This is a genomic window from Streptomyces mayteni (assembly GCF_054783955.1).
In genome coordinates this window covers 1-16,821 of sequence record NZ_BAAGPR010000078.1, presented here as the reverse complement: position 1 = coordinate 16,821, position 16,821 = coordinate 1, and the positions used below count along the sequence as shown (strand labels likewise).

Here is a 16,821-nt window from a genome sequence, read left to right as displayed (position 1 = left end):
CCTCGTCAGGGGATGGGCATGCTCGGCAGGATGCGGATCCGCCCCATGCTCTCAAGGATCTCGGTGGGTATGGCCAGCGCCGCGATTCCGCCCGCCTCCACCAGGTCGACCCTGCTCAGGTCTGGGATGGCGTCCGTCCTGATGGTTGACCGGACCATGGTGTAGGGACCCTCGTCCGGGAATCTGCCGTACATCTGTCGTGCGTAGGCCGCGGCTCCTTCGGCCGTGTCGGAGAAGTACTTGACCTCGATGCCCGCCGGATTCTGGAAGGTTCGGGTGCGGCTGATCTGATTGAGCTCGGCGTTCTGGACCGCGCGGTAGACGTACATCTCGCCGGGCCTGAGCCTGTCGAGCCGTCCCGTGCACGACAACAGTCCCAGCGGATCGATCCAGGCGAACGGATTGTCGACGTACCCGTAGTGGTTGGGGTCCGGGGCGAGCCCGAGGGGGTCAGGGGAGGCGTAGCGGCTGATCTCCGGGTCGTAGTAGCGCTGGTAGTTGTAGTGCCACTCGCTTTCCGGATCGAAGTACTGCCCTGGATAGCGCAGCGGCATCTCGGTGCCGGCCGCCCTGCCGGGCACGGCCACACCCCACAACGTGGCGTGGGCCTGCCAGGCGATGTCGCCTGTTTCGGTGATGAGTTCGGTCGGCGTTCCCACGAGGTCGGTGACCATCGCGTAGAAGCGGGCGTCGACTTCGTCCTGTGTCAGGGACTCGCGTTGCGCGACGGGATGCTGCCCGGTGTGATCCCACGTGAGGTGGGTGGATTCCGACTCCCCGGCCTGCGTGGTGGTCTGCTCGATGAGTGTCGCGTCACTCCAGACGAAATCGACCCGTTCCGTGATGGATCCGTCTTCGGCCAGCCGTTGCTTGGCGATGCGGCGGCCCAGTGGGTCGTAGAGGTAGCGCCAGACGGTGCCGTCGGGTGTGTGGACGGCCGTGAGCCGGTCCTCGGCGTCCCAGCCATAGCGCCACACCGCGGACTTCCCGGAGAGCTGCCGCTTCTGCCGCAGCACGGTCCGGCCGCCCGCGTCGTAGTCATAGCGCACTCGTCCGGCCCTGGTGATCCGGGTTCCATCGAACCGCCGTTCCCCGCTGGCCACGACGGGTGCGGCGTTGTCGCGGGTCGGCCAGTGGGCGGTGAGCTGGTTCCCGATCGGGTCGTACGCGTAGTCCTCCCGCCAGGAAGGGGCGTTGACGGAGGTGACCCGGCCCATGGGGTCGAGTTCGAACGCCGCCGCACCGTACTGGTCGTCGTGCAGGCCGGCGAGGTGGTGATCGCCGCGGTAGCTGAAGCTCCGGCGCCGCAGTTGGCGCGAGCCCGCTGTGACGGCCTGCCCGATCAGTCGTCCCGCCTCGTCCCAGGTGTGCTGGAGTAGGAGGTCGCCGCCGATATGCCGTTGTGTCTCGCGACCGACCGGGTCGTAGGCGAAGGTCATGTGGCGGCCTGCGACGAGCAGGCTGGAGGGGCGCCCGGCCTGGTCGTAGTGCCACTCACTGGTGGCGCCGCTCGGAGTCTCCCGGCGGATGGTCCGCCCCAGCGTGTCATAACGGTAGGTGGTCGTACGTCCGTTGCAGCTCTCGGTCAGAGCGCGCCCGGCCGCGTCCCGTTCGACGATCAGTTCGGCATGGTCGTTACGGGCGTTCACCAGGCGCCCGGCAGGGTCGTACGAGAAACGGGTCAGCGCGCCGCCGACGTTCTTCTCGACGATGTTGCCGAGGTCGTCCCGCCGGTACGTGATCTCCTCCCCGAGGCCGTTGACCTTGGTGAGGAGCTGGCTCGCCGCGTCGTGCACGTAGCCGACCGTGCGCTGGTCGACGTCGGATTCGGCCACCAGCCGGCCCGCCTCGTCATAGCGGTAGTCCCAGGAGAGCCCGAGGGGGTTGGTGACTCTGATGAGCCGGAGTTCCGTGTCCCGGTCGTAGGTGAACCGGGCACCGTCCGGATTGGTCTGTGATCGGATGAGATCGAACGGCCCGTACTCGTAGTGGAAGGTGTTGCCCGCGGCGTCCGTCCGGCTGGCGCAGTTGCCCTCCGCGTCCCACGTCCACGACCACTGGGCGCCGAGGGCGTCCGTGTGCGTGACGGGCTTGCCCTCCACGGTCCATGCCAGGCGAGTGACCGCACCGGTCGGATCGGTCACCTCAACCGGTTGTCCGAAGGCGTCGCGACGATAGCGGGTGACCTCACCGAGCGGTGAGGTCACGGCCAGCGGCAACCCAGCCCTGTCACACGCGACGCGCGTGGTGTGCCCGAGTGGGTCCGTGACGAAGGCCAAGCCGCCACGCTCGTCGTAGCCGTACCGGGTCGTGGCGCCCAGGGGATCGGTCGCCACGACCCGGTTGCCTCTCGCGTCGAACTCCTGGTGCCAGACGGAACCGTCCGCTTCCGTCACGCCGCTCGGCTGGCCACCCTCGTTGTAGGTGAACGTGACGTTCCGCTGATCCGGGCGCCCGATGGTCGACAGGCGGCCCTGGGAGTCATAGGCGTAGGAGTGGACGCGGCCGAGCGGGTCGGTGACGCTGAGCGGGTTGTCGTAGCGATCCCAGGTCCGGTGGGTGTGATGTCCGAGCGGATCGGTCTCCGTCACGAGCTGATAGCTGTCGTTGAACTCGAAGACGGTGGTGTTGCCGAGGGAGTCCGTGAGCAGCGTGCGGTGGCTGTCGGCGTCGTAGACGATGCGGCTGTCCAGCGCACCCTCTGTACCTTCGGTGGCCACGCAGCGGCCTTCGGCATCGTAGAGGTAGCGGTACCAGATGCCGTTGCGATCCTCCCAGCCGGTGATGCGGTGGCGCTCGTCGTAGAACAGCCGCTGTGGCAGGCCCGAGGAGTTGTAGATCTCGCTGAGGTTGCCGTGCTCGTCATACGCGAAACGCAGCAGGACGGGGGCATCCGGAGCGCTGAGGAGGCGGAGCACCGTGATGCGGCCGCCCGTCGTGGTGACGCCGAGGTGGTATCCGCCGTCGTGAACGACGTCGGTGGGTGCTCCGTGCTCGTCGTACGCGATGCGGATGTGGTTGTGGTTGCGGTCGCTGATGGCGGTGAGGGGGAGTTCGCCACCGCGGCGGCCCGGGACGGGCGCGAAGTGCAGGGTGCGGCCGGTCTCCTGCTGGTGGATGGTGAGCGGAGTGCCGGGTTCCCCGTTCCAGGCCAGGCTCCACCGTGGACCTTCGACGGGCAGGACGGACTCGTCCGGGAGTGGGCGGGGGTAGGACAGGAGCATGCCGTCCTCGGTACACAGCTGGACGCCGTGTTCTTCGAGGATGACGCGCTGGTCGAGGGTGGAGGCCCAGGAGGGCCCGAACCAAACCCCCGTGCGCACCGAGGTGCGGTGGTGACGTTCGAGGACGAGAGGGAGCAGGCCGGGAAGTGCGATGTCGGTGGCCGACATGACCATTTCCCCGGTGGCCATGTCGATCGGGTCGATGCGGGTGATCAGGCTGCGGATGCCCCGGCCCATGGCACGCACGCCCCTGCCGAGCCCTTGAACTCCGGCAGACAGGCCGCGTAGCCCGGTCCTGGCCAGACCACGGATCCCGGCGGCGAGGCCGCCGAGGGTGGTGAGGCCCTTCATGCCGGGGATGCAGTCGAGGGCGGCGAACGCCACGTCCCACAACGAGGCTTCGCCGTTGGCGTATTTGACGAGGGTGTCGGCGAGGACGACGAGTGCGGCGGCGAGGACGACCCAGGCGAGGGGGCCGCCGATGATCATGACGACGATGCCGAGGACGGCGACGACGACCTTGCAGATTTCGACGATGGTGTCCCAGTTCTCGGACACCCAGTTGATGGCGTCCTCCCACCAGCGGCGGTTCTGGATGCCGGCGTCGGATGCCTCGTCGATGCCGGTGGCGCAGGTGCGGGCGGCGTCCTCGCGCATCTCCTTGGCGTCGAGGGCCAGTTGGCGGGCGGCGGAGAGGGCTTCCTCGGCGGAGTCGACTTGGCCCTGGGCGTCGGACTGCGCTTGGCCGGCGGCGGTGGCGTCGCGGGTGGCGGCCCGGACGTCGGCCTCGGAGGGGGGTTCGACGTTCTCGCGTTCGCCTTCGCGTTCCAGGCGGTCGGCCTCGTCGCCGGCGCGGGAGACCCAGTCCTGGGCGTCGGTGAGTGCTGATTGGGCGGAGGAGAGGTCGGCCTGGGCGGTGATGGCGCGGTCGAGGGCCCGGTCGGCCATGCCCTGGGCGGTCTCCAGCTTGGGCCAGTACGTCTGGAGGGCTTGGGCGGCCATGTCGTAGGAGGTCTGGAGTTTCTGGAGGTTGGGTGGGACGCCGTCGAACTCGGAGCGGAAGGCTTCGGCGGAGAGGCCGGCCCAGTCGAGGACGGCCCGGTCCTCGGACATGCCACGGACCTGGCCCAGCGCCTCGCCGACGTCGTCCGCGAAGGTCTGGAGTTCGTCGGCGAGTTCGCGTACCTCGTCCGGATTCCCCGGTGTCGGATCCGAGTCCATGTCGACCGGCGACCAGTCAGACGGACGCGTCATGATGTCTCCCCCGTGACGATCAAGTGACGTGCAGTGCCTGACCATACGGTAAACGCCAGGTCAAGTCGTGCTCAATGGGATTGGTGTCACAGACGTTCGACAGTTCCCCTTGGCACGGCGGTCGGCCTCGCTGCGGGCGTTGACCTCGCGGAGGCGGTCTTCGAGTTCGGGCCGGCGGTCCGGGTTGGCGGGTTCGGGCGGTGGCGGCTCCTCGTCGGTCAACGGACGCACCCCCGCAGGATGGACGCCAGCTTGCGGGCCAGGTCGAGGTTGCAGCGGCCGAGATCGAGCAGGGGCCGGGTGGCCTCGCCCGCGCAGGAGGCAAGGTCGACGCGGAGCGAGGGCAGCACGATGCCGGCCGCCTCCAGCGCCTCCCGTACCTCCTCGGCCGCCGACTCCGCGTCGGCGATCCGCGTGGCAGCGGCTTGGCGGCGTTGCGTGGGATGGCTCATGGCTCACCTTTCATCACATCGGGTTGGCGAACGCTTCCCCAGCGTGACCGTTTCGCGGTTACGGTGGCCATGGTTTTCCGACCACATCGGCGGTGAAAGGCAGGGGAGTCACGCCATGGCCACACCTCGCAAGTCGGTCCACTTCGGCCCGACGCGCATCGGATGGGAGTTCTTCGGCGCCGAGTTGAAACGGCGTCGGGAGGACGCGGGACTGTCGCAGGACGACCTGGGGAAGCTGGTGTTCTGCTCAGGCTCGTACATCGGCCAGTTCGAGGCGGCCTTCCGCAAGCCGCAGTTGGACCACGCGCGGCGCTTCGACAAGATCTTCCAGACCGGCGGACTGTTCGAGCGGATGTGCGAGGAGCTGATCAACAAGGAGCCGTTCGCCAAGCACTTCCAGTACGCGGCCGAACTCCAGGCGATGGCCACGGTCATCAACGAGTACGCGCCGCTGTTCGTCCCAGGGCTGTTGCAGACAGAGTCCTACGCCCGTGCTGTGTTCACGGCGGTCGAGCCGTTCGACATGACGGAGGAGACCGAGGCGAAGATCAGGAATCGGCTGGAGCGGGCCCGGATCCTTCAGGGGCCAACAGCGCCCACGTTGTGGGTGATCCTCAACGAAACGGTGCTCCGCCGGCCCATCGGCGACAGGTCTGTCATGGTCGAACAGCTTCGGCACCTCGGGGCTGCGGTGCGCACGGGCAGGGTCCTCATCCAGGTGCTGCCGTATTCATCGGGCGCGCAGGGGCTGTTGGAGGGGAGTATGACCCTGATGGCCTTCGAGGACGCCCCGGATGTCGCGTACCAGGAGGGCCCTTACTGGGGGCAGTTGTTGGATGATCCAGCGCTGGTGGCACGTTGCCAGAGGGCCTTCGATCTGGCGCGCGCGGCGGCGCTGCCGCCCATGCAGTCCCTCGAACTGATCGAGTCGTTGGCGAAGGAATATGAGAGTGATGAGGACCGAGGATGAGTCGCGCGGAGTCGCGTGGCGCAAGTCCAGTTACAGCGGGGGAACCAACGGCAACTGCCTGGAAGTTGCCGACCATTTGCCCGGCGGGTTGCCGGTGCGGGACAGCAAGGCCGCTCCGGACGGGCCGGTGGTGACGTTCTCCGTCGCCGCCTGGGCGGCGTTCGTCGGCGGGGTTGTCAAGCGCTGAGGCGTTGCCATCGGCGGCGGTGGGCCGGGGGATTATGCCAGGGGGAACCCGCGGGAGTCCGCCCGGCTCGGCACGCGCCGCCGATGGCGCGTGGGCCTGGGGGGATGAGCCGGTGGGGGGTTGGTCGTTCGCGTGACGTCGGCGTTATGCCCCGTGCAAGTTTCGGCGAGTTCCGGTTGCTCGTTCTGGACGGGGGCGCACTTGGTGTGCTTGGCGCCCCTACGACGTCCTGCCGCCCTTGGCGCGGCGGTCGGCCTCGCTTTGGGCGTTGGCCTCGCGTAGTCGTTGCTCCAGCTCCGGGCGGCGATCGGGTCCGGACTGCGGCTGCTGGGGCGTGGACTGGGGATGGTTGTTCTCCGAGCTCATCGTCCGCACCTCCCCGACGCCGCGAGCGGCATGCCGGAGGGCAGGAACAGGTGGGTAGCGGGGGGCGGTTCCGGCGCGGTGAGGTCTGACGTTCTCCCCGCCACCTGGGGATCTGCGCTGAGCCGTAACATGTGCCACCTCTCATCACTTGGCGTTGCCGTTGCCAATCTCAGCGTGACGGGCGGCCCGTTCGGGCGCATACCGGTTTCGGCCAACAACGGTCCCGGACGGTGAGGTGTCCGCCACGTCGTGGCAGGGTCGGCGGGGACGAGGAGGGGAGGGCGGACGCATGACCGAGCCGAGGGAACTCGGGGGCCGGTACCGGCTGTTGAGGCGGATCGGGGGCGGCGCCATGGGGGTGGTGTACGAGGCGCACGACGCGGTCCTGGACCGCAGGGTGGCGGTCAAGGTCCTCCGTCTCGGGCACTTCGGGGAGCCGGAGGACCGTCTCGCGCGCTTCGAGCGTGAGGTGAAGGCGTTGGCCAGGATCCGTCATCCCAACGTGGTGCGGGTCTACGACTCGGGGATGCACGAGCACGAGCCCTATCTCGTCATGGAGTTCCTGGACGGCGTGTCGCTGTACCGACTGGTGCGCAGGCGTGGGGCGTTGGAGACGTCGGCCGTGCGGATGATCGCGGCCGGGCTGTGCGCGGCACTGGCGGCGGCGCACGAGGCCAGGGTGCTGCACCGGGACGTGAAGCCGTCCAACGTGACGATCACCGCCGCCGGCCAGGTGGTGCTCCAGGACTTCGGGATCGCCAGGCTCGTCGACCAGTCGGTCGTCACCCAGGCCAACGTGCGGATGGGCACGCCCGCCTTCATGGCCCCCGAGTCGATCCGGGGCGCCGCGCCGAGTCCGGCCACCGACCTGTACAGCCTGGGCCTCTGCCTGCACCTGACGCTCACCGGCGAGCCCCCGCTCGGGGACTCGGACGATATCGGCCCCATCATCGAGCGGGCGGTGACCGACGGGGTGAGCCCGCTCCGTGATCGCGGCCTCGGCGATCCCGAACTGGTGCGGCTGGTGGACGAGTTGTGCCGCAAGGAGCCGGCGGACCGGCCGCAGTCCGCGTCCGAGGTGCTGGGGCGGCTCGGGCCGATCGCGCCCGACGCCGGCGAGCGGTTGACCGAGCTGGTGCGGGAGTTCGTGCGGGACGACGCGCTGGGGCGCTTCCGGAGCGTGCCGCGCGACACGGTCGAACCGCAGGTTCCTGAGGAGCTGGACGGGGCGGTGCCGGGTCCTCCGGCAGGGGGTGCCTGGGCCACGGTCGGGGCACCGCCCGGGGTGTTCTCGCCCGAGCCCGCGGTGTCGCTCAGCATGGCCACGCTCCAGCTGGTGATGGCCAACATGACGCCGGGGACGGCCGTCTCGCGGCAGCGGGAAGCGGTCAACCTGGTGTTGCGGGGCGAACTGCCGGAAGCAGCAAGGCTGTTGGCGAGTGTGACCTCGTTCTGCCAGGCGCATCTCGGCCCCGACCATCCCAGCACGCTTGTCAGTCAGTACTGGCATGCTGTCTGTCTGGCGAGGCTCGGCGCCCGCAAGGAGGCGCTGGCACTGTTCTCGCGGGTGAACGAGCGCGCGGGGCCTGGTGAGACGGAGCGTGAGGAGACGGATGTCCGCGGTTGAGATCCTGATCGGTGGCGGCGAGGCCGAGGACCGACTCCGGTCACTACGGGAGTGGTTGGACGCGGACGAGGCGCTGGGCGGCTCCCTGCGCGCCCAACTGGCGGCCTCCGGGCCGGCGCCGTCCGGATCCATGGGGCTCGGCTTCGACGTGCTGGAGCTGGTGATCGGCTCCGGGCTCTCCATCGGCGCGTTGGCCGTGTCGATCCTCCAGTGGCGCCAGGCGCAGCGCGTGCGGCGGGAGTTGACGCTGCGGCGGGGCGAGATCGAGGTGCGAATACCGGTGGCGGACGCGGAGGCGGACGGGGAGTTGGTCCGGCGGATCGTCTCGCTGCTCGACGACGAGGACAAGGATGAGCACCGGTCTGCCTGATCCCGACGCGTCCCGGGCCGTGCTGATCGGCGGCGCCTCGTACCGGCACCTGGAGCAACTGCCCGCCGTCACCGCCAACCTGCGCGACCTGGCCGAGACGCTGTGCGACGCGACGCTGTGGGGGCTGCCCGAGCGGCACTGTGTCCAGGTGTCCGATCCCGGGGACGCCCCGTCCCTGATCGGGCCGGTGCGGCGGGCCGGCGACGAGGCGACGGACACGCTCCTCGTCTACTACGCGGGGCACGGGCTGCGGGACGCCGACTCGACGGACCTGTACCTGGCGTTGACCGGCTCCGAGGAGTACAGCGGATACACGGCCGTGGCGTACCAGCACCTGCGCGCCGTGGTCAGGTCCTCGCGCGCGCGGCGCCGGATCATCATCCTGGACTGCTGCTTCAGCGGGCGGGCCGCCCGGATCCTCACCATGGCCGACGGCAGCCTCGCCAACGAGGCCGCGGTGGACGGCGCGTACGTGCTGACCGCCTCGCCCAGGGACCGGGCCGCGTTGGCGCCGGAGGGCGAGACGCACACGGCGTTCACCGGCGAACTCCTCGACGTGCTGCGGCTCGGCATCCCGGAGGGCCCCGAGCTGATCAGCCTCGACACGCTCTACCGGACGCTGCTCGACCGGCTCCAGGCCAAGAACCGGCCGGCGCCGCAACGCAGCCAGGAGAACGACGTCGGCCGGCTGCCGCTGGTGCGGAACCGGGCGTCGGCGAACGGCGGCGGGCCGGCCGGCCCAGTGCTGGACAGCGACGTCAAGACGGCGATGGTCGCGTCCGGGCTGCGGCTCGCCCGGCTGCTCCGCGCCGGCGGCCGGCCCGGCGACGCGCTGCCGATCCTCCGGCTCGCGCTGCGCGAACGCGGCCCGCGGGACCGGGACGGCACGTTCGCCGTGCAGCTCGAACTCTCCGAGCTGCTGGCCGACTCGGGGCAGAGCCGGGAGGCCATCGAGGTGCTGGAGCAGGCGTTCCACGAGACGCACCGCACGCCAGGACCGGAGGCGGTCGCCGTCTGCCGGCGGCTGGCGGAGCTGCTCCAGGAGTCGGGGAACCATGTCCAGGCGTGCGAGGTGCTGAAGCACGCGCTCGACCTGGTCACGACGGGGGCGACGCGCGTCGAGCAGGGGTTTGAGAGCCAGGGGTTTGAGAGCCAGGGATCTCAGACCTAGGGATCTCAGAACCAGATGCCGCTGCGGTGACGTGCCCGGCGGTGGGCGCGGCGCGGATCGCCACGGAACCGCCCCCAGGGATCGCTCGTGAACCGGCCGCCAAGCGCCCGGAACATGTCGTGGGCGGCGGCCTGTTCGCCGGTCAGGGAGAACATCATGGCGAACATGTTGTGCTCCCAGACCCAGTCGGGACCACGCCGGTAGTCGGGGTGCAGCACCGAGCGGGCGGCGGCGTCGTGCAGTTGGCGGGCGACGAGGGGATTGCTGAGGTAGGCGCACGTGCGGGCGCCGTCGGCCATCAGCGACTCCAGGTGCGCCAACGGAACCAGCACGCCCAGGGGGCTCACGCCGGGCAGGTGCGTCATCGCGCCGTAGGCGAAGGCGTGCATCTCCTCCGTGGTGCCGCCGTGCTGGGGGACCAACTGGTCGAGGTAGGTGCAGTGGGCGCCGACGTGCCTCGGCGCGCGGCGCACCACCTCGTCGAACAGCGGCCGGCTCTCCGCCGGTGCGACGCCCCGAACGGTCGCGGTGACGTACCGCGTGTACCACGCCTCCGGCCAGTCCGGTTCGCGGTCGGTGAGGGCGCTCAACTGCTGCTCGGCGATGCTGAGTTCCTTGGGGTTCGGGCCCCGGTCCGGGGAGGGGGCGCAGCGCGCGCAGTGCCCGCTGCCGTCGGCGTCGTAAGCCCGCCAGAGGTGGCAGACGGCGGACAGGAGGAGCGCTGTGGACGGCGTCCCGTCGTCGGCGACGACGCCGGACATCCACTCCCGCACCGCCGGTGACGCCGCGAGAGCGGTCAGCCGCATCTCGCGTTCCTGGCCGGTCACCGCCTCCAGGTAGGTAAGGACGGTCGGCCAGTCATGGCCCCTGACGGCCCGACGCACGTCGGCCGGCAGCGGCGTCTCGCGTGGCAGGAGGCGTCGCCACGTCGCACCCAGGACCCCCACGGTTCCCTCCCCTTCACATGATCACGGCATCGTGTACATATCACGCTGTTGATCGACGAGCGGGGGCGGGGCCGGTTGGTGATCCTGGGGAGATGGACGATCCGCACGATCACCGGACGGACGTGGGCCGGCGGGTGGCGCTGCGGCGCGAGCAGCTGGGGCTGAGCCGCGAGGAGGTCGCCGGCCGGGCCGGCGTGGCGCCGCAGTACCTGCGGTACCTGGAGGAACAGCCGGCCTCGCCCAGCGTCGCCTCGCTGACCCGGGTGGCGCGGGCGCTCGACACGACGGTGGCCGAGCTGAGCGGCGGCCCGCCGGCCGCACCCGGTGGCGGGGGTGGTGGTGAGGCCGTCTCGCTCGACCCGGAGGCGTGCTACGAGCTGGTCGCGGCGCACAGCGTGGGCCGGATCGCGGTCCGGACGGCGGCGGGGCCGGTGATCGAGCCGGTCGGCTACGCCGTGGTCGACGGGGCGATCGTGTTCCGGGCCGGGCTGCTGGAAGACGGGGAACGGCTGGCGTTCGAGGTGGACAGCATCGACGAGGCGCAGGGCGTGGGGTGGAGCGTGCAGGCGGCTGGGCCGGTGGCCGAGATCACGGACGACGCGGAGCGAGAGCGGGCGGCGGCTGTCGCCGCCGACGAGTCGTGGTCGCCGGGGGATGGGCGGGATCGGTGGTTCCGGCTGGTCCCGGGCCGGCTGACGGGCCGCCGGGTCCCTCTCCGCGCGTGAGGTCCCCCACCCACCCGCCCTTTCCGCTGCCGCGGCACGCGCTCCGCGGGGGGTGCCGCGCTGCGCGCGGGCGGGGGCCCAACGGCGGCGTAGCCGCCTTGTTGGGCCCTGCGGCCGTGCCGCGCCCACCCACCCGCCCTCGGGTGGGTGCCTCGCGCGGCAGTAGGGGCCCGGCGGCGAAGCCGCCGTGGGCCTGCGGCGCCTTGGCGGGGCCTGGCGGGAGGCGGCGGAGTGCCCGTGGGGCGGGCCTGCGGCCCGAAGGGCCGTGTGGCGCAGCCGCCTTCGGCCGCAGGCCGGGCACGCCGGCCAACGGCCGGCGGCCTTGCCCCGAAGGGGCCAGGTGGGGAAGCCGCCTTCGGCCCCCGAGGGCCGGCGCGCGGCCGTTCCGTGCCGCGCCCGCCCCCCACTAACGGCCCTCAGTCTGGCGGCTGGGAAGTGCCCCCAGGTCGGTTCCCCCTTGGCGGGTGGCCTCGCACGGCATGCCGGCCCGGCGGCGCAGCCGCCTTTGGCCCTCGGGGGCCCGTGGCCTTGTCGTGCCGCTGGAGGCTCGGCCCGTCAGGGCCGGCCGGTTGCGCGGAAGCGCGGAAAGGGGCGGGTGGGTGGGGGAATCCCCTGCCCGGGGAACAGTCAGCGGTGCCACGGGCCCCGGATTGCCAGGAGGATGCCCGGTTCCTGGATGTTCGCGTAGAGCGTCTCGCCGTCCGGCGAGAAGTTCACGCCGGTGAACTCGCTGTACTCCGGCTCGTCGGCCGTGCCGATGTTGAGTTCGTTGCGCGCCAGCGCCCACGTGCGGCCGTCGTCGGTGGCGCCGAACAGGTGCTGGAGGCCGTCGCCGTCCTCCGCGATGATCAGGCCGCCGTAGGGGGAGACGGTGATGTTGTCCGGGCCGTCCAGGCGGCCCTCGCGCCCCGGGTCGGCGTTGACGCCGAGCCGCACCTTGAGCGTGACGGTGCGCCGCTTCGGGTCGTAGAACCAGACCTGGCCGTCGTGCGGGGTGCCCGGGCTCTCGTCCCGCGCGTAGGAGGAGACGAAGTAGGCGCCGCCGTCGCCCCACCACATGCCCTCCAGCTTGCGGGCCCGGGTGATCTCGCCCGCGCCGAACTGCTCGCGGATGGACGTCTCGCGGGCGTCCCGGTCCTCGACGTCGACCCAGGTGACGCCGTAGACGGTGCCCGTCCTCGTGGTGCGGGAGAGGTCGTCGACGAACCGGCCGTGCGAGTCGTAGCACCGGAAGGTCTGGAGCGTGCCCGCGTCGTCGGCCAGGGTGCCGAGGCGGCCGCGGCCGTGCCGGAAGTCCTGCGGCGGGACCCAGCGGTAGAAGAGGCCGTTGGGCTCGTCGGCGTCCTCGGTGAGGTAGAGGTCGCCGCGCCTGGGGTCCACGACGACGGCCTCGTGCTCGAAGCGGCCGAGCGCCTTGATGGGCTGGGGGGAGCGGTTGGCCTCCCGGTCGTAGGGGTCGACCTCGAACACGTAGCCGTGGTCCTTGGCCATGCCGTTCTCGCCGGCTCGGTCGGCGTTCTCCTCGCAGGTCAGCCAGGTGCCCCACGGGGTGGTGCCGCCCGCGCAGTTGTTGGAGGTGCCGGCGATGCCCACCCACTCGGTGACGTGGTCGCCGCCGTCGACGACCTCGACCACCGTGCAGCCGCCGGGCGCGGCCGGGTCGTAGACCAGTCCTTCGGCCAGCGGCACCGGGTGGTCCCAGTCGGCGCGGGGGCCGTCGAGCTCGTGGTTGACCACCAGCAGGTGGGCGCCGCGCGAGCCCTCGAAGGAGCCGGTGCCGTCGTGGTTGGAGGGGGTGGTCTCGCCGGTGTCGAGCGTCGTCTCGCCGGTGCGGGTGATGACGCGGTAGGAGAAGCCGGAGGGGAGGGCGAGGATGCCGGCCGGGTCGGCCCGCAGCGGGCCGTAGCCGGGTTCGCGGCGGCCGCGCCCCCGGTCGTGGCCCGGCTCGCCGATGGCGCCGGGCGCGGTGGCCAGCACCCCGACCGCGCCGGCGAGCGTCAGGCCGGCGCCGGCGGTCACGGAGCGGCTGACGAAGGAGCGGCGGGACAGGCCGCCGGGCTCCTCGGAGGATTCGCCTGATTCAGGGGATGTGTCGGTGTTCATAGCGCACACCATGGCCGGCGTGGGCGAAGACCGGCTGAACGGCGGGCGAAGCGGCCGAGGCGGCCGACGTGGCCGAGGCGGCCGAGGCGTAAGGGGCCGAGGCGTCACAGGCGGTGCGCGGCGCCCGCCGGGGTGGCTCCCGTGGTGTCGAGGAGCAGCTGCGCCTTGGCGGCCAGGCCCTGCAGGTCGTAGGTGGCGTGGTGCTGGAGCAGCAGCGTCAGGTCGGCCGCCGCGGCCGCCTCGTAGACGGCCTCGGCGCGCGGGATCGGCCGCTCGGAGACCCGCCACTCGGCGACGAACGGGTCGTGGAAGACGAGTTGGGCGCCGAGGCCGAGGAGGCGGGAGGCCACGTCCCTGGCGGGGGCGCGCTCCTGGTCGGGCTGGTCGGGGCGGTAGGTGACGCCGAGCAGCAGGACGCGGGCGCCGCGCGCCGCCTTGCCGTGTTCGTTGAGCAGCGCGGCGGCCCGCCTGGTCACGTAGCGCGGCATCCGCTCGTTGATCTGCTGGGCCAGCTCCACCAGGGGCAGCCGGCGGCCGGGGTCCATGGGGACGGCGTGGCCGCCCACGCCGGGGCCAGGGCGGACGGCGGGCAGCGCGGCCGGCCGGCTCTCGGCGCAGCGGACCACGTCCCAGACGTCGACGCCGAGGTCGTGGCAGAGCACCGCCATCTCGTTGACGAGGGCGGTGGTGACGTGTCTGAGGTTGGTCTCCAGCACCTTGACGGCCTCGGCCTCCCGGATCCCCCTGGCCCGGACGACGCGGTCGGTGAGCCGGCCGTAGAAGGCGGCGGCGGCCTCGGTGCAGGCGGACGTCAGGCCGCCGATGACGCGCGGCTGCCCCGGCGCGCGGTCCGTCGCGTCGAGGCGCCCCGGCGCGTGCGCCAGGTGGAAGTCGCGCCCGGCCCGGAGCCCGGAGCCGCGTTCGAGCAGCGGACGCACCACCTCCTCTGTGGCGCCGGGGCAGACCGCCGACTCGACCACCACCAGCGTGCGCGGCCGCAGCCGGGGCGCCAGGGCGCTCGCGGCCTCGCGCACGCCGCGGAGGTCGAGCGCCCCGCCGGCCCCCAGCGGGGTCGGGGCGCAGATCAGCGCGCACCGCACCCGGTCGAGCACGGCCGGATCGGTGACGGCGCGGAATCCGGCGGCGAGCATCCGGCGGAGCTCGGGGGTGGAGAGCGCGGTGCCGACCGGCGGACGACCGGCGTTGAGGGTGGCGGCGGCCCGGAGGTCGGGGGTGAAGCAGACGGTGTCGATGCCCGCGGCGGTGGCAGCCTGGGCGGCGGGCAGGCTCGGCTGGCCCAGGCCGAGGACCGCGAGATCAGCGGGCATAGACGGTACCGCTCCCTTTCCTACCGCCCCCTCTCGGACTGCAAGTCAGCTTAGGGGCATATATGAAAGATATGGCGTATTGCGCGCCCCTGTGGACAGACGGCGCGCCAAATCACGGGAAATGGGGGAGCATCGGAGCAGGGACATCATGGCGGCCCTCGGACGGCCGTTCGACGGAGCGATGACGAAGCGATGCGGGCAACGCGATCAGACGACGCGATCGGGAGGCAGGCGTGAAGACAGCCGCACTGGGGCCGGAGCAGCGCGCCACGGCGCTGGCCCGGATGGCTGAACGGGAGCTCGACGTACTGGTGGTGGGCGGCGGGGTGGTCGGCGCGGGCACCGCGCTCGACGCCGTGACGCGCGGCCTCACCACCGGCATTCTGGAGGCCAGGGACTGGGCGTCGGGCACGTCGAGCCGGTCGAGCAAGCTGATCCACGGCGGCCTCCGCTACCTGGAGATGCTGGACTTCACCCTGGTCCGCGAGGCGTTGAAGGAGCGCGGGCTGCTCCTCCAGCGGATCGCCCCCCACCTGGTGCGCCCGGTGCCGTTCCTCTACCCGCTCCAACACCGCGGCTGGGAGCGGCTCTACGCCGGCTCGGGCGTCGCCCTCTACGACGCGATGGCCACCTCGTCGGGGCACGGCCGCGGCCTGCCGCACCACCGTCACCTGAGCCGCCGTCACGCCCTGCGGATCGCGCCCTGCCTGAAGAAGGAGGCGCTGGTCGGAGCCCTCCAGTACTACGACGCCCAGGTGGACGACGCCCGCTACGTCGCCACCCTGGTCCGCACCGCCGCCAGCTACGGGGCGCTCGCCGCCAACCGCACCCGGGTCACCGAGTTCCTGCGCGAGGGCGAGCGGGTGGTCGGCGTCCGGGTCAAGGACCTGGAGGAGGACGGCGACTACGAGATCCGGGCCAAGCAGATCGTCAACTCCACCGGCGTCTGGACGGACGACACCCAGGCGATGATCGCCGAGCGCGGCCACCTCCACGTGCGGGCCTCCAAGGGCATCCACCTGGTGGTGCCGAAGGACCGGATCCACTCCACCACCGGCCTCATCCTGCGCACCGAGAAGAGCGTGCTGTTCGTCATCCCGTGGGGCAGGCACTGGATCGTCGGCACCACCGACACCGCCTGGGACCTGGACAAGGCGCACCCGGCCGCCTCCAGCGCCGACATCGACTACCTGCTGGAACGCGTCAACTCGGTGCTCGCCGTGCCGCTCACCAGGGACGACGTCGAGGGCGTCTACGCCGGGCTGCGGCCGCTGCTCGCCGGCGAGTCCGACGCCACGAGCAAGCTGTCGCGCGAGCACACGGTGGCCCACCCGGTGCCGGGCCTCGTGGTCATCGCCGGCGGCAAGTACACCACCTACCGGGTGATGGCCAAGGACGCGGTCGACGCGGCGGTCCACGGCCTCGACCGGCGGGTGGCCCCCTGCTGCACGGAGGAGGTGCGGCTGGCCGGCGCCGAGGGCTACCACGCCCTGTGGAACGCCAGGGCCGGCCTCGCGGCCCGCTTCGGCCTGCACCAGGCGCGCGTCGAGCATCTGCTGCACCGCTACGGCGCGTTGACGGAGGAGGTGCTCGAACTCATCGCCGCCGACCCCGGGCTCGGGGAGCCGCTGCCGGCCGCCGACGACTACCTCAAGGCGGAGGTCGTCTACGCCTGTTCGCACGAGGGCGCCCGCCATCTGGAGGACGTGCTCACCCGCCGCACCCGGATCTCCATCGAGACGTTCGACCGCGGCACGCGCAGCGCGCGGGAGTGCGCGGAGCTGATGGCGCCGGTGCTCGGCTGGACGGCGGAACAGGTGGCCAGGGAGGTCGAGCACTACGAGAAGCGGGTGGAGGCCGAGCGGGAGTCGCAGCTGCAACCCGACGACCAGACGGCCGACGCGGCCCGCCTCGGCGCGCCGGACACGGTGCCGCTCTAGCTGTTCTGTCTCGGGAGGTTGTGGACGGTGATGTAGGTCTCGGCTGGGGGATCTTGAATAGGTGAGGGCCTTCCGGGTTCGGTGTGGATTACGACGTCTACACCGACCTTGAGAAAGGCCCTCATGCACCACCGTAATGCCCCGTTGACCGAGACCG

Annotated in this window: 12 protein-coding genes; 7 read left to right on the top strand and 5 right to left on the bottom strand. The window is 71.5% G+C overall.

The features are described 5' to 3' along the window. Nucleotides 1–5: 5 nt before the first annotated feature. Nucleotides 6–4,478, bottom strand: a complete 4,473-nt coding sequence (locus tag ACYVPE_RS27840) for a DUF6531 domain-containing protein (RefSeq protein ID WP_461036483.1) — start codon at nt 4,476–4,478, stop codon at nt 6–8. A 218-nt stretch (nt 4,479–4,696) separates the two neighbouring features. Continuing rightward, nucleotides 4,697–4,930, bottom strand: coding sequence for a hypothetical protein (locus ACYVPE_RS27835; protein WP_461036482.1), 234 nt, complete (start codon nt 4,928–4,930; stop codon nt 4,697–4,699). 115 nt (nt 4,931–5,045) lie between these two features. On the opposite strand from ACYVPE_RS27835, the gene ACYVPE_RS27830 reads away from it, so the two are divergent. The 5 genes from ACYVPE_RS27830 (at nt 5,046) to ACYVPE_RS27810 (ending at nt 9,621) form a co-directional block, all read left to right on the top strand. Further along, nucleotides 5,046–5,900: a helix-turn-helix domain-containing protein gene (locus ACYVPE_RS27830; RefSeq protein ID WP_461036481.1), complete on the top strand. Its 855-nt coding sequence runs from the start codon at nt 5,046–5,048 to the stop codon at nt 5,898–5,900. After that, nucleotides 5,884–6,087, top strand: a complete 204-nt coding sequence (locus tag ACYVPE_RS27825) for a DUF397 domain-containing protein (protein ID WP_461036480.1) — start codon at nt 5,884–5,886, stop codon at nt 6,085–6,087. The genes ACYVPE_RS27830 and ACYVPE_RS27825 overlap by 17 nt, the downstream gene beginning before the upstream one ends. Before the next feature lie 655 nt (nt 6,088–6,742). Beyond that, nucleotides 6,743–8,080, top strand: a complete 1,338-nt coding sequence (locus tag ACYVPE_RS27820; protein ID WP_461036479.1) for a serine/threonine-protein kinase — start codon at nt 6,743–6,745, stop codon at nt 8,078–8,080. Next, nucleotides 8,067–8,450 (top strand): effector-associated constant component EACC1, encoded by a 384-nt coding sequence (locus ACYVPE_RS27815; protein WP_461036478.1) that lies wholly within the window; start codon nt 8,067–8,069, stop codon nt 8,448–8,450. The genes ACYVPE_RS27820 and ACYVPE_RS27815 overlap by 14 nt, the downstream gene beginning before the upstream one ends. Further along, a complete protein-coding gene (locus ACYVPE_RS27810) occupies nt 8,431–9,621 on the top strand; it encodes a caspase, EACC1-associated type (protein ID WP_461036477.1) in 1,191 nt (396 codons plus the stop codon). Before ACYVPE_RS27815 ends, ACYVPE_RS27810 begins: the two co-directional genes overlap by 20 nt. 5 nt (nt 9,622–9,626) lie before the next feature. Here the strand turns inward: ACYVPE_RS27810 and ACYVPE_RS27805 are convergent, their stop codons facing one another. After that, the gene (locus ACYVPE_RS27805; protein ID WP_461036476.1) at nt 9,627–10,568 is read right to left on the bottom strand and encodes a hypothetical protein; all 942 of its coding nucleotides are present in this window, start codon (nt 10,566–10,568) and stop codon (nt 9,627–9,629) included. Between the two features lie 92 nt (nt 10,569–10,660). Between ACYVPE_RS27805 and ACYVPE_RS27800 the strand changes: the two genes are divergently transcribed. Beyond that, the gene (locus ACYVPE_RS27800) at nt 10,661–11,293 is read left to right on the top strand and encodes a helix-turn-helix domain-containing protein (protein WP_461036475.1); all 633 of its coding nucleotides are present in this window, start codon (nt 10,661–10,663) and stop codon (nt 11,291–11,293) included. A 627-nt stretch (nt 11,294–11,920) separates the two neighbouring features. On the opposite strand, the gene ACYVPE_RS27795 is transcribed toward ACYVPE_RS27800, so the two are convergent. Both ACYVPE_RS27795 and ACYVPE_RS27790 read right to left on the bottom strand, forming a co-directional pair. Next, nucleotides 11,921–13,396 carry an alkaline phosphatase PhoX gene (locus tag ACYVPE_RS27795; RefSeq protein ID WP_461036474.1) on the bottom strand — a complete coding sequence of 492 codons (1,476 nt, stop codon included), beginning with the start codon at nt 13,394–13,396 and terminating at the stop codon, nt 11,921–11,923. A gap of 104 nt (nt 13,397–13,500) precedes the next feature. Further along, nucleotides 13,501–14,724, bottom strand: coding sequence for a nucleotide sugar dehydrogenase (locus ACYVPE_RS27790; RefSeq protein WP_461036473.1), 1,224 nt, complete (start codon nt 14,722–14,724; stop codon nt 13,501–13,503). A gap of 233 nt (nt 14,725–14,957) precedes the next feature. Here ACYVPE_RS27790 and ACYVPE_RS27785 point away from each other — a divergent pair, with 233 nt between their 5' ends. Beyond that, nucleotides 14,958–16,664, top strand: a complete 1,707-nt coding sequence (locus ACYVPE_RS27785; protein ID WP_461036472.1) for a glycerol-3-phosphate dehydrogenase/oxidase — start codon at nt 14,958–14,960, stop codon at nt 16,662–16,664. Nucleotides 16,665–16,821 lie beyond the last annotated feature (157 nt).

Coding starts and splice junctions, on each gene's coding strand:
- ACYVPE_RS27840 (WP_461036483.1), bottom strand. CDS start 4,478: ATGACGCGTCCGTCTGACTGGTCGCCGGTCGACATGGACTCGGATCCG.
- ACYVPE_RS27835 (WP_461036482.1), bottom strand. CDS start 4,930: ATGAGCCATCCCACGCAACGCCGCCAAGCCGCTGCCACGCGGATCGCC.
- ACYVPE_RS27830 (WP_461036481.1), top strand. CDS start 5,046: ATGGCCACACCTCGCAAGTCGGTCCACTTCGGCCCGACGCGCATCGGA.
- ACYVPE_RS27825 (WP_461036480.1), top strand. CDS start 5,884: ATGAGGACCGAGGATGAGTCGCGCGGAGTCGCGTGGCGCAAGTCCAGT.
- ACYVPE_RS27820 (WP_461036479.1), top strand. CDS start 6,743: ATGACCGAGCCGAGGGAACTCGGGGGCCGGTACCGGCTGTTGAGGCGG.
- ACYVPE_RS27815 (WP_461036478.1), top strand. CDS start 8,067: ATGTCCGCGGTTGAGATCCTGATCGGTGGCGGCGAGGCCGAGGACCGA.
- ACYVPE_RS27810 (WP_461036477.1), top strand. CDS start 8,431: ATGAGCACCGGTCTGCCTGATCCCGACGCGTCCCGGGCCGTGCTGATC.
- ACYVPE_RS27800 (WP_461036475.1), top strand. CDS start 10,661: ATGGACGATCCGCACGATCACCGGACGGACGTGGGCCGGCGGGTGGCG.
- ACYVPE_RS27795 (WP_461036474.1), bottom strand. CDS start 13,396: ATGAACACCGACACATCCCCTGAATCAGGCGAATCCTCCGAGGAGCCC.
- ACYVPE_RS27790 (WP_461036473.1), bottom strand. CDS start 14,724: ATGCCCGCTGATCTCGCGGTCCTCGGCCTGGGCCAGCCGAGCCTGCCC.